Origin of the sequence: Peribacillus sp. NPDC096622 (assembly GCF_044762665.1) — a bacterium.
GTDB classification, from domain to species: domain Bacteria; phylum Bacillota; class Bacilli; order Bacillales; family DSM-1321; genus Peribacillus; species Peribacillus frigoritolerans_B.
On record NZ_JBIWES010000018.1, the window covers coordinates 1 to 17,327 of the forward strand.

Annotated in this window: 12 protein-coding genes, 9 tRNA genes and 1 rRNA gene; 19 read left to right on the forward strand and 3 right to left on the reverse strand. The window is 38.6% G+C overall.

The window, feature by feature from the left end:
* The first annotated feature begins 148 nt into the window (after nt 1–148).
* From rrf to rocF, 11 genes are all read left to right on the forward strand, one after another.
* Nucleotides 149–264, forward strand: a 5S ribosomal RNA gene (gene rrf, locus ACIQYG_RS22515).
* A gap of 45 nt (nt 265–309) precedes the next feature.
* Nucleotides 310–384, forward strand: a tRNA-Asn gene (locus tag ACIQYG_RS22520).
* Nucleotides 385–387: 3 nt separating this feature from the next.
* Nucleotides 388–460, forward strand: a tRNA-Thr gene (locus ACIQYG_RS22525).
* Nucleotides 461–491: 31 nt separating this feature from the next.
* Nucleotides 492–566, forward strand: a tRNA-Glu gene (locus tag ACIQYG_RS22530).
* 15 nt (nt 567–581) lie between these two features.
* A tRNA-Val gene (locus tag ACIQYG_RS22535) sits at nt 582–657 on the forward strand.
* Nucleotides 658–672: 15 nt separating this feature from the next.
* Nucleotides 673–748: transfer RNA gene (locus ACIQYG_RS22540), tRNA-Thr, on the forward strand.
* A gap of 18 nt (nt 749–766) precedes the next feature.
* Nucleotides 767–850 (forward strand) — tRNA-Tyr (locus tag ACIQYG_RS22545).
* A 104-nt stretch (nt 851–954) separates the two neighbouring features.
* Nucleotides 955–1,029 (forward strand) — tRNA-Gln (locus tag ACIQYG_RS22550).
* 3 nt (nt 1,030–1,032) lie between these two features.
* Nucleotides 1,033–1,104, forward strand: a tRNA-Gly gene (locus ACIQYG_RS22555).
* A 21-nt stretch (nt 1,105–1,125) separates the two neighbouring features.
* Nucleotides 1,126–1,201, forward strand: a tRNA-Ala gene (locus ACIQYG_RS22560).
* Between the two features lie 207 nt (nt 1,202–1,408).
* On the forward strand, nt 1,409–2,311 hold the full coding sequence (rocF, locus tag ACIQYG_RS22565; RefSeq protein ID WP_402842731.1) for an arginase: 903 nt from the start codon (nt 1,409–1,411) through the stop codon (nt 2,309–2,311).
* A gap of 137 nt (nt 2,312–2,448) precedes the next feature.
* Here rocF and ACIQYG_RS22570 read toward each other — a convergent pair whose 3' ends face one another.
* Nucleotides 2,449–2,634 carry a Spo0E family sporulation regulatory protein-aspartic acid phosphatase gene (locus tag ACIQYG_RS22570; protein ID WP_402842734.1) on the reverse strand — a complete coding sequence of 62 codons (186 nt, stop codon included), beginning with the start codon at nt 2,632–2,634 and terminating at the stop codon, nt 2,449–2,451.
* A 173-nt stretch (nt 2,635–2,807) separates the two neighbouring features.
* Between ACIQYG_RS22570 and sigW the strand changes: the two genes are divergently transcribed.
* From sigW to ACIQYG_RS22610, 8 genes are all read left to right on the forward strand, one after another.
* Nucleotides 2,808–3,371: an RNA polymerase sigma factor SigW gene (gene sigW / locus ACIQYG_RS22575; RefSeq protein ID WP_048685727.1), complete on the forward strand. Its 564-nt coding sequence runs from the start codon at nt 2,808–2,810 to the stop codon at nt 3,369–3,371.
* A 16-nt stretch (nt 3,372–3,387) separates the two neighbouring features.
* Nucleotides 3,388–4,011 carry a zf-HC2 domain-containing protein gene (locus ACIQYG_RS22580; RefSeq protein WP_402842736.1) on the forward strand — a complete coding sequence of 208 codons (624 nt, stop codon included), beginning with the start codon at nt 3,388–3,390 and terminating at the stop codon, nt 4,009–4,011.
* A gap of 218 nt (nt 4,012–4,229) precedes the next feature.
* Nucleotides 4,230–5,054 (forward strand): diadenylate cyclase CdaA, encoded by an 825-nt coding sequence (gene cdaA, locus ACIQYG_RS22585; protein ID WP_034304935.1) that lies wholly within the window; start codon nt 4,230–4,232, stop codon nt 5,052–5,054.
* The gene (locus tag ACIQYG_RS22590; protein ID WP_402842741.1) at nt 5,047–6,429 is read left to right on the forward strand and encodes a CdaR family protein; all 1,383 of its coding nucleotides are present in this window, start codon (nt 5,047–5,049) and stop codon (nt 6,427–6,429) included. Before cdaA ends, ACIQYG_RS22590 begins: the two co-directional genes overlap by 8 nt.
* A 56-nt stretch (nt 6,430–6,485) precedes the next feature.
* Nucleotides 6,486–7,835 carry a phosphoglucosamine mutase gene (glmM, locus tag ACIQYG_RS22595; protein WP_402842743.1) on the forward strand — a complete coding sequence of 450 codons (1,350 nt, stop codon included), beginning with the start codon at nt 6,486–6,488 and terminating at the stop codon, nt 7,833–7,835.
* A gap of 465 nt (nt 7,836–8,300) precedes the next feature.
* Nucleotides 8,301–10,103: a glutamine--fructose-6-phosphate transaminase (isomerizing) gene (gene glmS, locus ACIQYG_RS22600; RefSeq protein ID WP_402842746.1), complete on the forward strand. Its 1,803-nt coding sequence runs from the start codon at nt 8,301–8,303 to the stop codon at nt 10,101–10,103.
* Between the two features lie 797 nt (nt 10,104–10,900).
* Complete coding sequence (locus tag ACIQYG_RS22605; RefSeq protein WP_402842749.1) at nt 10,901–14,665, forward strand: hypothetical protein; 3,765 nt, start codon at nt 10,901–10,903, stop codon at nt 14,663–14,665.
* 463 nt (nt 14,666–15,128) lie between these two features.
* Complete coding sequence (locus tag ACIQYG_RS22610) at nt 15,129–15,515, forward strand: iron chaperone (RefSeq protein WP_402842752.1); 387 nt, start codon at nt 15,129–15,131, stop codon at nt 15,513–15,515.
* A gap of 88 nt (nt 15,516–15,603) precedes the next feature.
* On the opposite strand, the gene ACIQYG_RS22615 is transcribed toward ACIQYG_RS22610, so the two are convergent.
* Nucleotides 15,604–16,641, reverse strand: a complete 1,038-nt coding sequence (locus ACIQYG_RS22615) for an ATP-binding protein (protein ID WP_402842755.1) — start codon at nt 16,639–16,641, stop codon at nt 15,604–15,606.
* Nucleotides 16,638–17,312, reverse strand: a complete 675-nt coding sequence (locus ACIQYG_RS22620; protein WP_402842757.1) for a response regulator — start codon at nt 17,310–17,312, stop codon at nt 16,638–16,640. Before ACIQYG_RS22620 ends, ACIQYG_RS22615 begins: the two co-directional genes overlap by 4 nt.
* Between the last annotated feature and the right edge of the window lie 15 nt (nt 17,313–17,327).

Genomic DNA, 17,327 nt, shown 5'->3' on the forward strand with positions numbered 1-17,327 from the left:
CAGGTTGATAGGTCAGAGGTGGAAGCATGGTGACATGTGGAGCTGACTGATACTAATAGATCGAGGACTTAACCAACGCTTTTTAAAAAATGAAATACCTTCTTATTATCTAGTTTTGAAGGAATGAATTCTTCAAAAATGAATATAGTCTGGCAATGATGGCGAAGAGGTCACACCCGTTCCCATTCCGAACACGGAAGTTAAGTTCTTCAGCGCCGATGGTAGTTGGGGGTTTCCCCCTGTGAGAGTAGGACGTTGCCAGGCTGTTCATTTAAATCTTTAAATGGGTTTTAGGAAACATTATATTATTCCGCAGTAGCTCAGTGGTAGAGCATTCGGCTGTTAACCGAACGGTCGTAGGTTCGAGTCCTACCTGCGGAGCCATATGCTTCCATAGCTCAGTAGGTAGAGCACTTCCATGGTAAGGAAGAGGTCAGCGGTTCGAATCCGCTTGGGAGCTTCCCAATCTATCTATGAACAAAAAAAAGTTCGGCCCGTTGGTCAAGCGGTTAAGACACCGCCCTTTCACGGCGGTAACACGGGTTCGAATCCCGTACGGGTCACCATTAAGATAACATATTGGAGGATTAGCTCAGCTGGGAGAGCATCTGCCTTACAAGCAGAGGGTCGGCGGTTCGATCCCGTCATCCTCCACCATTTCATTCTTTATTTGCCGGTGTAGCTCAACTGGTAGAGCAACTGACTTGTAATCAGTAGGTTGGGGGTTCAAGTCCTCTTGCCGGCACCATTTATAACCATATATTGCGGAGGGGTAGCGAAGTGGCTAAACGCGGCGGACTGTAAATCCGCTCCTTCGGGTTCGGCAGTTCGAATCTGCCCCCCTCCACCATTTTAATAAAATCCTGTGGATCAGTTATATATTCTCTGTATTGGGGAAATATATGATTACCACCTTTTTATTTTGTTATACATTAATCATTGCATATCATATATTGGGCTATAGCCAAGCGGTAAGGCAACGGATTTTGATTCCGTCATGCGAAGGTTCGATCCCTTCTAGCCCAGCCATTTGCGGAAGTAGTTCAGTGGTAGAATACAACCTTGCCAAGGTTGGGGTCGCGGGTTCGAATCCCGTCTTCCGCTTAATATATTTTAAATTCCTTAGGGGCCTTAGCTCAGCTGGGAGAGCGCCTGCCTTGCACGCAGGAGGTCAGCGGTTCGATCCCGCTAGGCTCCACCATCAACTACATACACCAAAACTTACGTCTTAAGCCAAAAATGGTTTAAGACTTTTTTTTGTTTAAGACATAGTTGGGTAAACTAATCCCCAGAATGATATTTTTCACAAAAAACATATGTGATCGGAAAACGTGCATCTTTATACATGGAAATGTCGAGTTGAACCAATCGGCATATACGATATAAAATGGTGGAAAGGGGGAATTGCATGTCTATTCAGAAAATTTCCGTCATCGGATTGCCTATGGACCTTGGCCAAGCAAGGCGAGGGGTGGATATGGGACCTAGTGCCATTCGCTGCGCAGAGATTGTCGAGCGTCTTGAAAAGTTGAATATAGAAGTAGAGGATTTAGGAGATATAATTGTAGGGCGTCCTGAAAATGCAAATGAGCCTGGGACAAACTTAAAAAACTTACAGCTTGTAGCAAAAGGTAACACACAGTTAGCTACGAGAGTTGATGAAATAATAGAAGGAGGTTCCTTTCCACTTGTATTGGGAGGAGACCATTCAATAGCAATAGGCACCCTGGCAGGAGTCGCAAAGCACTATGAAAGTTTAGGTGTGATTTGGTACGACGCACATGGCGATTTAAATACGGAAGATACTTCACCATCAGGGAACATACACGGGATGCCCCTAGCCGTCAGTATAGGGATTGGACATCCGGACCTGATCAATATCCATGGTTTTGCTCCAAAAGTGAAACCGGAAAACATCGTAATCATTGGAGCGAGGTCATTGGATGAGGGGGAAAAGGAACTTATCCGTGAGAAAGGGATTAAAGTATTCACGATGCATGAGATCGACCGGATGGGAATGACACGGGTCATGGAAGAATGCATTGATTATTTAAGGGAAAGAACGGATGGCGTCCACCTTTCATTGGATTTGGATGGAGTGGACCCAGCAGATGCACCCGGAGTCGGGACACCGGTGATTGGTGGTATAAGTTATCGTGAAAGTCATCTGGCCATGGAAATGCTTGCGGAATCCAACTTGATTACATCCGCTGAATTCGTTGAAGTGAATCCCATTTTAGATGAGCGAAATAAAACGGCGATTGTTGCCGTGGCCCTAATGGGTTCGCTATTTGGAGAAAAGTTATTATAACTAATAATTAAAAGAAACAGTAACCGGCTTGTAATGGGTTACTGTTTTTTATATGCTATAAGACGTAGGTTTATTTACCAGGGTGTATGTAACAGGAACATATCTATAGATAAATGGTTGCAATCGTATATCCATATTCACTTGAGAGCACGTCTGTCCGTGAAATCTCCATTTTTAGTTAAATGGATGTATTGAATGATTAAAGAATCCAATTTGTTGCTAACTTCAACAACTTCATTATCCACCATCGAAGAACGGGAAGCCAAAAACATCATTTTCTGTCTGTATTGTTCAATATGATCTAAAATTTGTTCAGCAGTCATATAGAGAATCACTCCCTTGAATTTTACAATTTCTTACTATATAACCCTGTTTTTTTTTTCTTAAACCATAAAATGTAAAACTTTGTTAAAATTAATGTATTAAATTTTTGAAACCTTTTAGCTTACGATTCGTAGTAATCGTATAGCCGCATGAGCGGGGGTAATACCGGAAAATGGATGCACTCATTAAAGAGAGAATTAATCAAGTATTAAAAGGAGACCATAATGCCTTTGGGGAAATTGTCGAAATTTACAAGGACAAAGTTTTCCAAATATGTTTCAGGATGCTCGGAAACAGGCAAGAAGCAGAAGATTTGGCTCAAGAAGCCTTTGTAAGGGCCTACGTGAATATTAGAAGTTTCAATATAACAATGAAATTTTCTACATGGTTATATCGGATTGCGACCAATCTTTGTATTGACCGGCTTCGCAAGAAAAAACCGGACTACTATCTAGATGCAGAGGTGGCAGGAACAGAGGGATTGAATATGTATTCCCAAATTGCATCGGATATGGCGAAACCCGAGGAAGAGGTTGAATCTTTAGAACTGCAGGAAACCATTCAAGTGGAAATAATGAAATTGCCCGAGAAATACCGATCGGTAATCGTATTGAAGTATATTGAAGAGTTATCTCTAAAGGAAATCAGTGAAATACTCGATTTGCCGGTCGGTACGGTTAAGACGAGGATACATCGCGGTCGGGAAGCCTTGCGTAAACAACTACGCCATTTATAAAAAGAAGGTGAGAAAAATGAACTGCCATGAGGAAATCATTGAATATATGCATGATTATTTAGATGAGGACATCAAACCGGAGCATAAAGAAGTTTTACGGAAGCACTTGCATGACTGTGCTGAATGCCGGGATTACTTTCATGAAATGAAAAAGGCGGTCGCTCTTGTACAAAGCACTTCCCATATAAAGGCCCCGGATGACTTTACAGCAAAGGTTATGGCTCAATTGCCAAAGGAAACGAAAACAACAGGTGCCAAACGTTGGTTCAAAAGCCATCCCTTCATGACAGCGGCAGCGATGTTCATCATATTGATGACAGGATCTGTTTTTTCCACTTATAATCAGGACGAACATTTTTCAGTATCAAAGCAGCCTAACTTAGTGGTTGAAGGTGAAACGGTGATTGTGCCTGAGGGTGAGACAATCAAGGGAAATGTTGTAGTTCAAAATGGTAATATTCAAATAGATGGTGAAGTAGAGGGAGATGTGACAATCATAAATGGGCATAAATATATGTCTAAAGCAGGTAATGTGACTGGAAGCATCCATGTTATTGACCAAGCTTTTGAGTGGATGTGGTATAAAGTGAAGGACACTGCAACCTCGTTGGTTCCTGCTAAAGAGGAGAAAAAGGAATAAGGAATAGAAGCTGGGTAGGACATCGTTTTTCATATACGGTGACTTCGCCCAGCTTTGTTTTTTTAAAGGGAGGGGAACCATTTTTAATGGTGTTTTTTTCCTGTGTAAATTTCTCACACTAGTTTTTAGATGTATCATTTAAAAAATGGTATACTATTAAGGTTATCGTATAAAGATTGTAATTGGTATTTGGAGTAATACTGACTGGAGGAAACAACATGTCTTTAACCAATTTGACTGTTTGGGACTATGTAGTAAATTTCATTGATATTCTCCTTGTATGGTTTGTGATATATAAATTGTTAACTATAATTCGAGGCACGAAGGCTATTCAGCTGCTAAAAGGAATTTTTGTAATTGTCATTGTAAAAAGCTTAAGCAACTTGTTTGGTTTCAATACACTCGGATGGTTAATGGCACAAGTCATGAATTGGGGAGTATTGGCTATTCTCGTCATTTTTCAACCTGAACTGAGAAGGGCACTTGAACAATTAGGACGCGGGAAGCTCTTTGCAAGGGGCACCGTTCCAGAAGAGAATCAGCAAGAGCGTTTAGTCGAAGAAATCCTAAAGGCGTCCACCTATATGGCAAAAAGGCGGATTGGTGCCTTGATTACGATAGAAAAAGGTACGGAGCTGGGGGATTATGTTGAAACGGGGATACCCCTAAAATCCTATATTTCTTCAGAACTGCTCATTAATATCTTCATCCCTAATACGCCGCTCCATGATGGCGCAGTTATTTTACAAAATAACCAGGTGGCAGCTGCAGCTTGCTATTTGCCATTGTCAGAGAGTCCATTCATATCAAAGGAACTTGGCACACGGCATAGGGCAGCCATAGGCATGAGTGAAGTTACGGATAGTCTTACGATTGTCGTTTCAGAAGAAACGGGAGGAATATCCGTCACTAAAAACGGGGAACTTTACCGGGATTTGAATCAAGAATCATTTAGGGCCATGCTTACAAGTGAACTGGTAGTGGAAAATATCAAATCAACTTCCTCAAGCATCTTTAACTGGAGGGGGAAAAAGAATGGATAAATTCACCAATAGCGCTTGGTTTATGAGAATCGTAGCTTTTGCCTTGGCAGCACTTTTGTTCATTTCCATTAACTTTGAGATGGAGTCGGATAAAAAATCCCTTGGTTTATCGACTGCCCCTGAAATCAGTACGGAGACCATCGAAAATGTACCGGTTGAAGTGTACTATGACCGTGAGAATCTAGTGGTGAGCGGAGTACCTGAGACAGTTGATGTTACTCTAAAGGGAGCAAAAAGCCTATTGATAAATGCGAAAAACCAAAGGGATTTTAAAGTGTATGTAGACCTTTCTGATCCTGCAATCTCAATGGGGGACAGAACTGTCACATTTAAAATAAGTGAGTTGAATGAAAAGTTAGTGGCGACGATCGACCCGGAATATGCGGAAGTCAACGTTCAGGAACGGGTGACGAAGGAATTCTCCGTTGAAGCCGAGTATAACAGCTCTTTACTTGAAGAGGGGTATACAGCTGGTCAGCCAACAGTCAGCCCGAAAACTGTCAAAATTACGGGTGCTAAAGATGCGATTGAACAAATTTCCTATGTAAAGGCAAACCTTGAAATAAGTAAGGGGCTTAACGAAACGGTGAACAGCAAGGCCACCGTTAAAGCCTTGGACAGGGACTTGAATAAGCTGGATGTGACGATAGAGCCATCTTCAGTTGCCGTTTCATTAAAAGTGAGCATTCCTTCCAAGACGGTGTCGATAGAACCGAAGCAAACTGGCAAGGCAAAGGATGGCATCAGGATCACGAGTATAAGTGTCGATCCCAAAGAGGTCACCTTATTTGGTTCGGAAACGAGCCTTGAGAAAATAGATGAAATAAATCTTCCTGTAAATATCTCGAAAATTGATGGTGATACAGAACTGGAACTCGATCTTAATAAACCGGAAAGTGTACAAAAAATGTCCTTGGGTAAGGCGCAGGTCAAGATTCGCACAGAGAAAGTTGATGTAGATGAAGAGAATGTAGAGCCAGTCGTAGAAGAGGAAGAACCAAAAACCGATCAAAAACAAGAAGAACAAGTAGTCGAAGAAAAAGCAGAGGCAGAAGCCGAAGCAGAAGCAGAAGAAGATGAAGCGGCTGCCATTGAGTCTAAAACTTTCAACAATATACAAATAGTGCCTGTGGGCATACGGGATGACCAAGATGCAGAATTGGAATCCGATGTAACTAGCATCACTTTGCTTGGTGAGGCGGATGATTTGAAGAAAATAACTAAAGACGACATTAATCTTACAGTAGATGTGAGTAATTTAGATGAAGGTAAGCATGATGTGGATCTGGCGGTAACAGTGCCTGAGGGAGTGGAATGGGAACTGGATTCTAAAACGGTTTCGGTCACCATCACACAAAAAGACGAAGAGACATGACCTTCCTTTAACATCATCATTAAATTCAGTAACGATTCGAAGAAGGAGCGATAAAGATGGGTAAATATTTTGGAACAGACGGAGTAAGGGGTATAGCGAATAGCGAGTTAACACCGGAGTTGGCATTTAAACTAGGCCGTTTTGGTGGCTACGTTCTTACTAGAAATACAGAAAAACCCAAAGTGCTTATAGGACGCGATACTCGTATTTCAGGTGAAATGCTGGAAGGTGCGCTTGTTGCAGGTCTTTTATCCATTGGGGCTGAAGTGATGCGCCTGGGTGTCATTTCGACACCGGGAGTTGCCTATTTAACTAAGGCCTTAAGTGCTGAAGCAGGTGTCATGATTTCCGCTTCGCATAATCCGGTAGCGGATAATGGCATTAAATTCTTTGGACCTGATGGGTTTAAGTTATCCGATGAACAAGAAGCGGAAATTGAAACACTATTAGATAAGGAAAAGGATGAACTTCCACGCCCGGTTGGCGGAGATTTAGGCCATTTGAACGATTATTTCGAAGGAGGGCAAAAGTATCTCCAGTATTTGAAACAATCAGTTGATGAAGATTTTACAGGCATTCATGTTGCTCTTGATTGTGCACATGGGGCTACTTCTGCCTTGGCCATGCATTTGTTTGCAGATCTTGATGCAGACATCTCTACAATGGGGGCATCGCCCAATGGCTTGAACATTAATGATAAGGTAGGTTCCACCCACCCTGAGGCACTTGCTGAATTCTTAAAAGAAAAAGGTGCGGATGTTGGGCTTGCTTTTGATGGCGACGGTGACCGCGTCATTGCAATAGATGAAAAAGGAAATATAGTGGACGGCGACCAAATCATGTATATCTGTGCGAAATACTTGAAAGAAAATAACCGTCTGAAACAGGGAACAGTGGTTTCTACGATCATGAGCAACCTTGGTTTTTATAAAGGTCTTGAAGAGCATGGTATACAAAGCGCCCAGACGGCAGTGGGGGATCGCTATGTGGTCGAGGAGATGCGGAAAGGCGGCTATAACCTTGGCGGCGAACAATCCGGACATATCATCTTCCTTGACTATAACACGACAGGAGACGGCTTATTGACGGGCTTACAGCTTGTGAACATCATGAGTGACACCCAAAAAACCTTATCCGAGCTTGCTGGCGAGATGAAGAAATATCCACAAACGCTGATCAATGTCAGAGTTACCGATAAACACGCTGTAACCGATAATGAAAAGGTACAGGAAGTCATCAGGGCAGTCGAAGGGGAAATGAACGGAAACGGTCGTATTTTGGTGAGACCATCCGGTACTGAACCTCTAGTCCGTGTTATGGCTGAAGCACCGACAGCTGAGGAATGCACCAATTATGTAGATCGCATCGTCGCAGTTGTAAGAGCGGAAATGGGAATGAACGAATAACTAATCCTATGCATAAAAGGAACGAAATTTCCTTTTATGCATATTTTTATAAAGAAGTCTTTTTTGTTGGTAAAGGTAATAAAGAATTGACCTATGTCCCTTGTTTAAGGTATGATTATCCTGATTTACAACTCATTTTCTAAAAATGGTTGTTTTAAAAAGGAGGGTAGGCAAGGAGAGAACGGATTCACAAAAGCGCCTGAACTAAGTCTGGACGAGAAATGACTTAGTTGACGAGGAGGAGGTTTATCGAATGATCGGCGGATACCTCCCGGCTGAAGTGCACAGCCGCAGTAATTCCAATCTTAAAACAGTAGGGCAACTTACTGCACAAAGGGTTGGAAATGCACAATGGGAAAAAGTGCTTTAGGGCATTTCCTTTATAAAAATATATATCAGAGATGAGGGGGCAGGGATGCCCCCGTGCATTCCTGTTCCCTCGAATCGGTTGGAGGAACAGAAATTATGTGTGGAATTGTTGGATATATTGGACTTAACGATGCAAAGGAAATTTTATTAAAAGGTCTTGAAAAACTTGAATACCGCGGTTATGACTCTTCAGGGATTGCTGTCAGAAATGAAGCAGGAGTAACAATCTTTAAGGAAAAGGGAAGAATCGCGGACTTACGGGCAGCCGTGGATGAAAATACTATGGCACATACCGGAATAGGACATACGCGCTGGGCTACACATGGTGTGCCAAGCCGTGAAAATGCCCATCCTCACCAAAGTAATTCAGGTCGATTGACTTTAGTTCATAATGGGGTCATTGAAAACTATGCGATTCTAAAACGTGAATATTTGAAGGATGTTGCCTTTAAAAGTGAAACGGATACGGAAGTCATCGTTCAACTTATAGAGAAGTTCGTAAACGAGGGCATGGAAGTGGAAGAGGCGTTCCGTCAAACACTGACTCTATTAGAGGGTTCATATGCCATTGCCCTATTGGATGCTGAAAATGATGAAACCATCTTAGTCGCAAAAAATAAAAGCCCGCTGCTAATCGGTGTCGGAAAAGACTTTAACGTTGTCGCTTCGGATGCAATGGCCATGTTGCAAGTCACAGATCAATTCCTTGAACTGATGGATAAGGAAATGGTTATCGTGACAAATGAAAAGGTAACGATCAAGAACCTTTCCAACGAAGAAGTTATGCGTGCCCCATACACTGCTGAACTGGATGCAAGTGATATTGAAAAAGGTACGTATCCTCACTATATGCTTAAGGAAGTCGACGAGCAGCCAGCTGTAATACGTAAAATCATTCAAGCATACCAAAATGAAGAAGGTAAACTTGCAATCGATTATAACATTACTGAAGCCGTAAGTGAGGCTGACCGTATTTATATCATCGCTTGCGGAACTAGCTATCATGCAGGGTTGATTGGTAAGCAATTCATCGAAAAAATGGCTGAAATTCCGGTTGAGGTCCATGTTGCATCGGAATTCACTTACAATATGCCGTTATTATCGAAAAAACCGCTATTCATCTTCATTTCACAAAGTGGTGAAACTGCAGATAGCCGTGCCGTGTTAGTGTCCATCAAAGCGCTTGGTCATAAAGCCCTGACCATCACGAACGTACCTGGCTCTACATTGTCACGTGAAGCGGATTATACGCTCTTGCTGCATGCTGGTCCTGAAATTGCCGTTGCCTCCACAAAGGCCTACACGGCTCAAGTGGCAGTCTTATCCATCCTAGCAAACGTAACAGGCCAATTCCGTAACATGGAGTACGGTTTCGACCTTGTAAAAGAGCTTGGAATCGTTGCGACTGCAATGGAAGCCCTATGTGATTCGAAAGAAGAGATGGAAGACATCGCCCGTGAATATTTGTCCGTTACGAGAAACTCCTTCTTCATCGGCCGTTCCCTTGATTACTATGTTGTGCTTGAAGGGGCCCTTAAGTTGAAGGAAATTTCTTACATTCAAGCGGAAGGCTTTGCTGGCGGAGAGCTTAAACATGGAACGATCGCCTTGATTGAAGAAGGTACACCTGTCATAGCCCTTGCTACTCAAGCAGGCGTCAACCTAAGCATCCGTGGTAATGTGAAGGAAGTGGTTGCCCGTGGCGCCAACCCTTGCATCATTTCCATGAAGGGTCTGGAAGAAGAGGATGACCGTTTCGTCATCCCGGAAGTGAATGAACTATTAACACCCCTTATCTCTGTTATCCCGCTGCAGCTCATTGCCTACTACGCAGCCTTGCACCGCGAATGTGACGTGGATAAACCGCGTAATCTTGCGAAAAGTGTAACGGTTGAGTAAGTTGGAATGAATGCAATGTATGTTATGTACAATGGAAATAATGATGGAAACTACGAAACAAAGATTGAAACTGAATAAATACTACAAGAAAACCCTAACTAGCTTTTGCTTGTTAGGGTTTTTTTTATAAAGGTCGTTGCTAATGTATAAAAAATTTATAGAATTTAGTAAAAGGTAAAAATCATTTTACTGGAAATATAGAAATAATAAGGGTATAAAGTTATAATTTAGATAAATTTAAAATAGGTCAATATAAACAAGAATTGCTAGAAGGGATAAAGCAATATATGTATTTATACCGGCATGATCGAGAGTGGTTGTATAACATATTGCCTGCTGCTCAGTAAAAACAGTATGAAAGAGGATGAGCAAACAACAGGTCAAAATTGAATGACTGGCCTTTTAAAAAGGGAGAGCAAGTACAATTAACTTGGATTAGCTCTCCTTTTCGCCATGAAAAGAAGATGATGATTTACGCATGGTTCAGAGCCAATAATCGAAAACCTTTTAGTCAATGGGGAACGCTTTCCGCTTTAAGTACCGCCAAAAAAGTTAGTGTGATTGAAGTTGATCGAGAAGATAAGCATTGTCTACTTTGATATGTTTTTTAGATAATCACGGAGATTAAAGTATACGCTTATCAACAAATTTATAAAGGGTTGATTAATGCTAGTGGAACTTTGGATAAAGACCAATGCAATTTAATAATTTAGATTTTTTAACTTATGGTATGGCAAAAAAGAATATTATCATAAATCTAAAATGGTATATGAGAAAATTACTTAGGAGCGATAAAAATGGATTATTTGCAAGTAGAATCAGTGGATATTCAAAATTTAGATGATTTGAAGTTAACTAAGCTATTGTCACTTTTACTTTATAATGAGGCGAATAAATTTAATTTAGTGAAAAATTCGATCTCAGTAGCATTGAATATTACGGTAGCTGATGGTGGAGAAGATGGACATATAAAATGGGAGAATGGAATAGAAAGAACAGATTGGATTCCAGGTAGATATACACTTTTTCAAGTGAAAGCAACAGATATGCCACCTTCTACTTGTAAAAATGAAGTTTTAGATTCAAAAGGTTTAATAAAAGCTAGAGTAGAGGATGTAATAAATAAAAATGGTAATTATATTCTATTCCATAATAGAGATTTGAATGAAAAACAAATTCTAGAAAGAATTAATGCTTTTAAAGAATCTATTTGTTCTGTAATACCTGATGCAACACCTAAAATTGAAATTTACGATGCTAATAAGATTGCTGAGTGGTGTAATAAATATATTCCAGTAATTTGTGCTGTTTGGGAATGGAACGGCAAACATATTTTGTCTGGAAGTAAAACTTGGGACGCGTGGAGTAGACATAGAGAATTTCAATCACAATTTATCCTAACTTATGATAATGAACAAATCATTAATGATTTAAGAGAATACTATAAAGTTGAACAAAAAGTCGCTAGAATAATAGGTCTTCCAGGGAAAGGTAAAACAAGATTAGCATTAGAAATATTTAGAGGGGATGTTAGCATTGAATTAGAAAGTTTAAATAAAAAGGTTATATATATTGATGCAACGTATTCTAAAGAATCTATCATTGCTTCAATAATTTCTTGGAGAAATTTAGGGATGTCAGGAATAATTATTGTTGATAATTGCGATTATGAATTACATAAATCACTTAAATCTGAAATTGAACATATCGATAGTAAATTTAGTCTTCTAACTCTAGATTATAATTTACATGCTGCTTCTTCGGGAGATCCACTAATTAATTTAGAAAATGTCCCTAAAGAAATAATTGAAGGGATTATTAAAAACTCATATCCTGAAATGGACGATCAAGATTTAGAAAGAATAGTCGTTTTCTCCGAGGGTTTTCCAAGTATAGCTACTTTACTTGCTGAAGCTAGAATAAATGATTTTGAAACAATAGGAAGGATTCAAGATACTATTTTAGTGAAAAAGCTATTATGGGGAAGAGATGAAATTGATGAAAGAGCATTGAAAGTTATTGAAGCTTGTGCTGTTTTTGAACATATAGGTTTTGAAGATGATAAAGAGTTTGAGATGAAATATGTTGCTGAAAATATTTGCGGAATAACATTAGATGAATTCTATGAGAAGTGTTGTTATTTTATAAAGAAAAAAATAATTGTTCAACATGGTCGTTATATAAAGTTAGTTCCGAAAACGCTAGCTATTACTTTAGCGGCCCAATGGTGGGAAAAATGCAGACCGAAGAAAGCGCAGGAAATTTTATCTGATACTAATCTACCATCATCAATGGTTAAGCAGCTTTGCAGTCAAATTTCAAAACTCCATTTTTTAGAAAAAGCACACGAATTAACCGCCACTTTATGTGGAGTACAAGCCCCTTTTGGCCAAGCAGAGATACTAAGTTCTAAATTAGGGTCACGTATTTTCTGCTCTTTTGTAGAAATCGACCCTGTAATAACTGTTGAAACTTTAGAGCGTGAATTTGGGTTAATGAGTATTGAGGAGTTAAAACAGGTTAAAGATGGTCGAAGAGATCTAGTCAGAGCGTTAGAAAAACTATGCTTTTGGGAAAAAACTTTTGAAAAAGCAGCTAAGCTTTTAGCAAGATTTGCTGCAGCAGAAAATGAACACTGGTCAAATAATGCTACTGGTCAGTTTAACCAATTGTTTCACTATATGTTATCTGGAACACAAGCAAATTTAGAAAGTAGAGTATCAATTATTAATTGGGCTTTATCTTCTCCAGAAGTAGAAATCAAAAAAATAGGTATAGGTGCTTCCGAACATGCTTTGAAAACTCAAGGCTTTTCTAGAATGATTGGAGTAGAGAACCAGGGAAGCCGCCCGTCTATGCAAGAATGGAAGCCTGATAATTGGGGAGAAGTATTTGATTATTGGAATCAGGTGATGAATTTGTTGGTAGAATTAATTATAAAAGAGGATAATTACTCAGATTTAATATTTGATGTAATAGTAGATAACGTATTTGGCTTAATTAAAAGTGGATATGTTGAAAATATGGATCATTTATTAAGGGGTATTTTTGAAAAGCGTAATAATTATTGGCCGGAATTTACAGAGAAAATTAATTTGATTTTAAAATACGATGGGTCAAAAATGCCAAAAAAAATCTTAGGTTTAATTAAAAGTTGGGAAGAGCAATTACAGCCACAGGATACAATTACTAAATTAAAGGCATTGGTTTCTAATGCTAATAGTGATTACATTGAAGATAAAGATGGTGTTAGTGGAAGTAAATATAGAGATGCGGCTCTTGATAGAATAGATGGGTTGTTAGAAGAAGTATATCCAGAAAAAATGGAAGAATTAAAATGCAATTTGAATAATTTGTTAATTGGGGAACAAAAACAAGCATTCTACTTTGGAAAACAATTATCTAATAAAATGGCTGAGGAAGAAAGAGGAATCTTTCTTGATTTAGTTTATGCAGAAACTCAAAAATTAGTGACCTCAAAAGAAGTACAAATAGTTAATATGAATTTCTTAGGAGGAGTATTGAATTCTATCCAGTTAAATAATCCAAACTTATTCAAGAGTTTCTTAACCCAGTTAGATACAAAAGAATATGCATATATACTATCAGAAATTATTCGATATATTGAAGTTGATAAGAACATATTATGTCTTTTATTAGAATGTGTTCAAGAATCAAGGATTGAGATAAATAGTTTATTAGCGTTAGCTTATGGACCAGCTATTAATAATATTGAAGAAGATGATTTATTAGCGTTTTTAGATTCTTTATATGGATTAGATCAAGGATTTAATCAAGCCGTAGTTTGGAAAATATACTATAGGTATTACCTCAATAATAAAGAAATTACGCCAAAAACATCTAGATTTATAGTGCATTTTTTAGAAAATTCTTTAGCTATACTTTCCGAACAGAATATTTTCTATGAGGTAAGTGAGATTCTGATAGATTTATATAAATTAGAATTTGTTAATAATGAAGAACTAAGTCAAAATCTATTGATAAACTTACTAGACGTGTTAAATGGAAAAGATAATTATAGTGTCAAAAGTTTAATCGAAAAGTATGTTGAAATAATTATTGAGTCAGACCCTATAACTAGTTGGAAAATACTTTCTGATAAACTTCTCAAAGCTGAAGGTATGTTTAAGTATAGATTAATTGATATATTGGGAAATGGAATGTTTAAAGAAGATTTAGCGCCTGTTCGAAATATACCTATTGAAAGTTTAAAAGAATGGGCTGAAAGTGATAAAAGAGCTGCACAGATCTTAGCTAGTATATATCCTATAGAAATAGATAAGGAAGATAATTTAATTCATTTTTTAATAGAATATTATGGGGATGATGAAAGGGTATTGAGCAATATTGATCGTCAATTGCGAACTTATAGTGGATGGGGTTCTTTTATACCACACTATGAAGGGTTAATAGAATTTTATAAAAAATATATTAATTCTCAATCTCATATAAGAAAATGGTCGTTACAAAATATTAGATATTTAGAAGAGTACATTAAAAGAGAAAAGATTAGAGAAGAAGAAGATAAATTAAGGTTTTAAATCATTGTTTTAAATTCTTACCCACGCATTTTGATCAAACTGTGTTTCAAATCTACATGTTATATAGATTTGAAATACAGTTAACCGTTTGGAAAAATGATTAATTGTAAATAAGTTGCACCGTTACACCCCTTTGGATATGATTATCCAAAGGGGTGTTTTTTATGTCTAAAAGAACGAGAACCTCTCAAGTTGACAAGTGGATTAAAGAAGGCCGAGGAATAGGCATCGGTGTGCAGCGTAATAAATTCGTTTGATGCAATCTATCAAATCCATCGGTAGGTAATCGCGGCATCTTTAAGAGGCAAAGTTAAAGATTTGGATAAGGAGCTGGCTTACAAACGATTGATTTTCTATGGTGGATTGTTGAAAGAAAAGACGATGTGGTAGATGGCGATTTAATTCGTATCGGCATGAAAAATAACATCTTCAAAAATAATTTTAGATTTTAGGAGAGAATGATATGGAAGTTTTTGCAGAATTTTTAGCGAATATTAATAACCCGCAACATAGGGAACGAACGGAAGAAGTCCTGGCTTGGGTAACTAAGAAATTTCCAAATCTAATGCCGAAAATTGCGTGGAATCAGCCTATGTTTACCGATCATGACACATATATTATTGGCTTTAGCGTGGCTAAACATCATTTGGCTGTTGCCCCTGAAAAGGCAGGGATCGATCATTTCTCTGATGCAATCGTGCAGGCTGGCTATGATCACACCAAGCAGTTGGTACGTATCAAGTGGGACAGTCCGGTTGATTACTCATTACTTGAGAAAATGATAGAGTATAATATTTTTGATAAGGCAGACTGTTCAACTTTTTGGCGGAAGAAAAAAAATGATTATTAAGGGTGAAAACCAACAAATAGATTTTAAAAACAGCTGCCATTGCAGCTGTTTTTTATTACTAGATTTTACTATAAAATCACAAAATCCTTCACGAAATAGGAAGCAGAATGGTGAAGGTCGTTCCCTTTTCGAGTTCGCTATTCACGGATATGGTCCCTTCATGCATCTCTATAATCCTTTTCACGATCGATAGACCTAAACCGCTCCCGCTTTTTGAGCGTTCCCTTGCCAGGTCGGCTTTATAGAATCGCTCGAATATATGGAACTGGTCGGTTTCGGAAATGCCGATTCCATTGTCGGATATCGTTATGGATGCCAGGTCATCAACCTGTTGTAACAGAATCGTGATCTTTCCACGCTGGCGGGTGAATTTGATGCTATTGTGTATTAAATTTGTCCATACCTGGCTCATTAAATCCTGGTCTGCAACTATTGGAATCTTATCTAAGGTTATATCCAATTCGAGTTCTTTTTCCAACCAAGCGGGTTCACAAGCCAAAATGATGGTTCGTATTTGCTGATCCAGCCGGAAATCAGTCCTTTCAAAAGGATGATGCTCGGATTCAAGGGATGTAAGCTTTAGGAGGTTATCACTTAATTTGGATAATCTCCTGCTCTCTGTCTCTATTATATGAAGATAATGATTTCGTTCTTCGGTTGTCAGCTTATTAAATTGAAGAGCTTGGGCAAAGCCTACAATGGAGGTAAGGGGCGACTGTATTTCATGTGAGACGTTAGAGATGAATTCCTGCCGCATTTCTTCCATTTGCTTCAATTGTTTGGCCATGTGATTGAAGTGGTTAATGATATCGGTCATTTCGTTTCTCTTGTCCATAAAATTAAAATCCAGTTGTACATTATAATCGCCATTTGCTATTTTCCTTAAGGCGTCTATGATCTCGAGGTAAATATTCACCCGTTTATTGTGATGGATAGCATGTATAAGGTGACCAATTAATATCATGATTGCGATGCTTGTCACGATTGTAGCCAGATACCGAACATAATCGGTTAACCTTAAGGGCAATAGCTGAATGATATAGTATCCGGCGGTAAAGCAAATTGAAATGAACGTAACAAAAAACAGCATGACAAGCATTTGTTTGAAAAATCGATTGCCTCTCATTTCGTTATCTCCAAACGGTAGCCCAATCCCCAGATCGTTTTAATCCGGAAGGGGAATGACGATTCTGGAAACCGTTCTCTCACTCTTTTAATATGAACATCGATAGTTCGTTCATCACCTTCATAATCATAGCCCCAAATGTCTTCGATAAGATCTTCCCTGGAAAAAGTTTTTCCAGGATAGCTTGCTAATTTAAACAACAATTCGAATTCTTTTAATGGAATCGTATATTCCTGTTCTTTGAATGACATTTCATGCGTGTTGCGATTCATCTTTAAATCGCCGATATTTAATGTTTGTGAAATAGTGATTTTATACCGTTTTAATAAAGCCTTTATTCTAAGAACCAATTCAATCGGTTCAAATGGCTTTACAAGATAATCATCTGCCCCAAGCCCGAATCCTTTTACTTTTTGTGTTGTTTCCCCTTTTGCAGTCAGCATTAAAATGGGGATATCACTAAATTCCCGTAATTCTTTGCATAATTGCCATCCATCCATGTTAGGCATCATAATATCGATGACTGCCAAATCGATTTTCACTTTTTCCATTACTTTCAATGCCTGCATTCCATCTGAGGCTTCATATAGATCAAAGCCTTCTTTTCTTAACAACAGGTTTATAAGTTCGCGAATATGTGCATCATCATCGACTATCAATATTTTTGTCATCCTTTTTCTTTCCTT